Source organism: Neisseria sp. P0022.S010 (assembly GCF_051956635.1).
In genome coordinates this window covers 1-3,737 of the sequence record NZ_JBQCXF010000285.1, presented here as the reverse complement: position 1 = coordinate 3,737, position 3,737 = coordinate 1, and the positions used below count along the sequence as shown (strand labels likewise).

At 47.2% G+C, this 3,737-nt stretch carries 7 protein-coding genes; all 7 read left to right on the top strand.

The genetic code is table 11. From position 1 onward, the window contains the following. The first annotated feature begins 98 nt into the window (after positions 1–98). The 7 genes from ACTHUT_RS15430 (at position 99) to adk (ending at position 3,678) form a co-directional block, all read left to right on the top strand. A complete protein-coding gene (locus ACTHUT_RS15430) occupies positions 99–539 on the top strand; it encodes a hypothetical protein (RefSeq protein ID WP_250600123.1) in 441 nt (146 codons plus the stop codon). Next, the gene (locus ACTHUT_RS15425; protein ID WP_244284981.1) at positions 533–763 is read left to right on the top strand and encodes a hypothetical protein; all 231 of its coding nucleotides are present in this window, start codon (positions 533–535) and stop codon (positions 761–763) included. Before ACTHUT_RS15430 ends, ACTHUT_RS15425 begins: the two co-directional genes overlap by 7 nt. A gap of 48 nt (positions 764–811) precedes the next feature. Further along, positions 812–1,387 carry a DUF2059 domain-containing protein gene (locus ACTHUT_RS15420; protein ID WP_063068195.1) on the top strand — a complete coding sequence of 192 codons (576 nt, stop codon included), beginning with the start codon at positions 812–814 and terminating at the stop codon, positions 1,385–1,387. 94 nt (positions 1,388–1,481) lie between these two features. After that, positions 1,482–1,664, top strand: a complete 183-nt coding sequence (locus ACTHUT_RS15415) for a Trm112 family protein (RefSeq protein WP_003746098.1) — start codon at positions 1,482–1,484, stop codon at positions 1,662–1,664. Continuing rightward, on the top strand, positions 1,661–2,419 hold the full coding sequence (kdsB, locus tag ACTHUT_RS15410) for a 3-deoxy-manno-octulosonate cytidylyltransferase (protein ID WP_250600125.1): 759 nt from the start codon (positions 1,661–1,663) through the stop codon (positions 2,417–2,419). The genes ACTHUT_RS15415 and kdsB overlap by 4 nt, the downstream gene beginning before the upstream one ends. A 21-nt stretch (positions 2,420–2,440) precedes the next feature. Then, entirely contained in the window at positions 2,441–2,959 is a 519-nt protein-coding gene (locus tag ACTHUT_RS15405) for a 3-deoxy-manno-octulosonate cytidylyltransferase (RefSeq protein ID WP_250600127.1), read from the top strand. A 71-nt stretch (positions 2,960–3,030) separates the two neighbouring features. Further along, the gene (adk, locus tag ACTHUT_RS15400; protein WP_003682888.1) at positions 3,031–3,678 is read left to right on the top strand and encodes an adenylate kinase; all 648 of its coding nucleotides are present in this window, start codon (positions 3,031–3,033) and stop codon (positions 3,676–3,678) included. Positions 3,679–3,737: the final 59 nt, after the last annotated feature.

The following is a 3,737-nucleotide window of genomic DNA, read 5'->3' as shown; positions in this document are numbered from 1 at the left end:
GGCGGCGTTTGTATCCGCGAATGTTTCAATCTAAATGCTTATAGATGTTTCACAGATGTTTTAAAGATGATCTTCAAACTACGCGATAGGAGTAAATCATGAAGTTAAAATATTTGTTGGTCGCTTGTGCAGCTTTATTTGTATCTACTCAAAGCCTAGCTGCCAAACCAAGTGATGAATCTGCAATGAAATGGTTGGAGATTCAAGGGATAAGCAATAATTATAGCGAGAAAGTACAACGTTCTTTGGAGATGGTGAATAAAGAGGACAATGAGCGCTTGTTAACGATGACGCCCAAAGCTCAAAAAGCGCAGATGAAGGCGGTCATCAGTCGTTATATGAAAAACATGCAAGACGATTTGAGCCGCCCAGAGTTGAAAAAACAATGGCTGGATGAAGAAAAGCGTGCCGTACAGAAAGTATTTACACAAGAAGAAGTCGATGTACTCAACAGCTTCTTCTCTTCCCCTCGGGTCAAGGGTATTTTGAAAAAATCAATCATCTCAGACAGCATGGCGGAGATATTGACAATGTGCTGAGCCAAGCAGACGTGGATAGCATAGTAAAAGTATTTGAGCATGGGGCCGGTAAGTCTGCATTTGAAAAGATAGAACGTTTCGACAAATTGAATGATGAGATTGTTGAAAAGACAATGAGCAACAACTATATCAACGCAAGCCAGAAATATACGCCCGCTTTTAAATCTCAAACGCGTGAGATTTTGTGTAAGGGCAATAAACATTCTTCGGAATGTGCCAAATAATGTTCAGGCCGTCTAAAAATATTGATATTTATTAAGTAGGTAGAAAAAATGAAATTAAAAACTTTATTGTTGCCTTTTGCTGCTTTGGCCTTGTGTGCCAATGCGTTTGCCGCTACACCTAGCGATGAGTCGCTGGAGCGTTTGTATCAAGTACAGAAGATGGATACTCTGTTAGACCAGTCTTTCCAAAGCATGGAGAGCATTGTGCTTTCCGATCCGAATGCACAGAAATTTTTGAAAGATGCGCCGGAAGACAAACGTCCGCAGTTGGAGGCGGTATTGAAAAAGTATGCAAACCAATCAATTGCCGAAATCAATACGCCGCAAGTGCGCGCCCAATTGCGTAAAGCGACTTTAGACGGCATGAAGACGGTTTATACGCAGGAAGAAGTCAACGCATTGATTGGCTTTTACAGCACGGCGGTAGGTCAATCGATAATGGACAAAACGCCGCGCTATCTTGAGGCAACGGTGAAACCTATGATGGACATCCTTGCCGGCAAATACACCCAATCCAACCAAAGCGCAAACCTGAGACGTGAAATCCGCCAAATCATGTGCGAAGGCAAAAATCCTGCCCAAGCCTGCGCCAAACAGCCTAACAAACCGGCACGGAAAAAATGATGCCGCTTGAGGCCGTATGAAAACGAGCGCAGCAAGTTTCGCCAAAACGAGTAAAGTGATTTTCGCTAAAACCATCAAACCCGAAAGTAACCTCATGGAAAAAAAATTCTTAGACATCCTCGTTTGTCCTGTGACCAAAGGCAAACTCGAATACCATCAGGACAAACAGGAATTGTGGAGCCGTCAAGCCAAGCTGGCGTATCCGATTAAAGACGGCATTCCCTATATGCTGGAAAACGAAGCGCGAGCATTGAGCGAAGAGGAACTCAAAGCATGACCGAATTTGTCGTATTGATTCCGGCGCGGCTGGATTCTTCACGTCTGCCGGGAAAGGCTTTGGCCGATATTCACGGTAAACCGATGGTTGTACGCGTTGCCGAGCAGGCAGCGAAAAGCAAGGCCGCGCGTGTCGTCGTTGCCACCGACCATCCCGATATTCAGACGACCTGTCAGGCGCATGGCGTCGAAGTGGTCATGACTTCCAATCAACACGAAAGCGGTACAACGCGCCTAGCCGAAGTGGCCAATACGCTGAAACTGCCGCAGCATATGATTGTTGTGAACGTACAAGGCGACGAGCCTTTAATTGATCCCGAGCTCATCAACCGTACAGCCGAAGTTTTGGTTGAAAACAATGTGCAAATGGCGACCGCCGCCCACGAATTGCACGAATTTGACGAGTTTATGAATCCCAATGTCGTCAAAGTCATCCTTGATAAAAACCGCAACGCCATTTATTTCAGCCGCGCCCCGATTCCTTATCCGCGCGATGTGATGCGTGCCGAAAAACGCGAATTGCCTTCCGAAACAGCCGTTTTACGCCACATCGGCATTTATGCCTATCGTGCAGGCTTCCTGCAACGCTATTCGGAAATGGATGTTTCTCCTTTGGAAACCATCGAATCGCTGGAACAGTTGCGCGTCCTGTGGCACGGTTATCCGATTGCTGTTGAAATCACCCAAGAAGCGCCAGCTGCCGGTGTGGATACGCAGGAAGATTTGGACAGAGTGCGTGTTGCGTTTAAAGCTTAAGGCCGTCTGAAAGGAAAAGACATGAATGATTTCCGCCATTTGAGCCGTGAAGAACAAAAATTGCTTGCCGACGTGGCGAAGCTAGTAAGAGAAGACGAGCAAGAATTCAACTATGACATGCTGAAAATAGAAGCGCCGGAGCAGGCCAGCGGCGAGTTTTGGTTCCGCATGGCAGAAATGCTCAGCACTTTACCGCCTAACCAGTCGTTGGACTTGCGTATGAACGGCGGACGCTTGACCGTTGCCGTATCGATTTTGTCGGTATTGCTGCAAGACAATCCCGATATTCCGCAGCTTTGGGCACAAAAAATCATTGCGCTCAACTACTTGGCTCATGGCCATCAAACTCGTGCAATCGGTCTGGCGCAGCAGCCTGACAAAGCGGCCGAAGCCAATGAGGAAGAATATTTGACGAAAGCCTTATCGCAAAACTTGCTTTCTACTTTGAAAGACGCGATAGAGCGATTCCCTGAAGACTCATGGTTTATCGAAATGCGCGACGATGCATGGAAGCATTTCGGCCCGAAAGAGGCCGTCTGAAGTTTTGAACGATAAACACAAGCCGTGTAAAATTATCTGAACATTAAATCCGTCAACCAAAAGGACTCATCATGAAAGTATTATTGTTGGGCGCACCAGGCGCCGGCAAAGGCACACAGGCTCAATTCATCACTGCTGCATTCGGCATTCCCCAAATCTCTACCGGCGACATGCTCCGTGCCGCCATCAAAGCAGGCACTCCGCTGGGTTTAGAAGCAAAAAAAATCATTGATGAAGGCGGTTTGGTACGCGACGACATCATCATCGGCATGGTTAAAGAGCGCATTGCCCAAGACGACTGCAAAAACGGTTTCCTGTTTGACGGATTCCCACGCACATTGGCACAAGCCGAAGCCATGGTTGAAGCCGGTGTGGATTTGGATGCCGTGGTTGAAATCGATGTGCCTGACAGCGTGATTGTCGACCGCATGAGCGGCCGCCGCGTGCATTTGGCTTCCGGCCGTACTTACCACGTTACTTACAATCCGCCTAAAGTCGAAGGCAAAGACGACGTAACCGGCGAAGATTTGATTCAGCGCGACGACGACAAAGAAGAAACCGTGAAAAAACGCCTTGCCGTTTACCATGAGCAAACTGAAGTTTTGGTTGATTTTTACAGCAAACTGGAAGGCGAACACGCGCCGAAATACATCAAAGTTGACGGCACTCAACCGGTAGAGGCCGTGAAAGCCGAAGTATTGAAAGGTTTGGGCAAATAAGTTTTGCCAAAGTAAAATCATGAGGCCGTCTGAAAAAATATTTTCAGACGGCCTTTTTC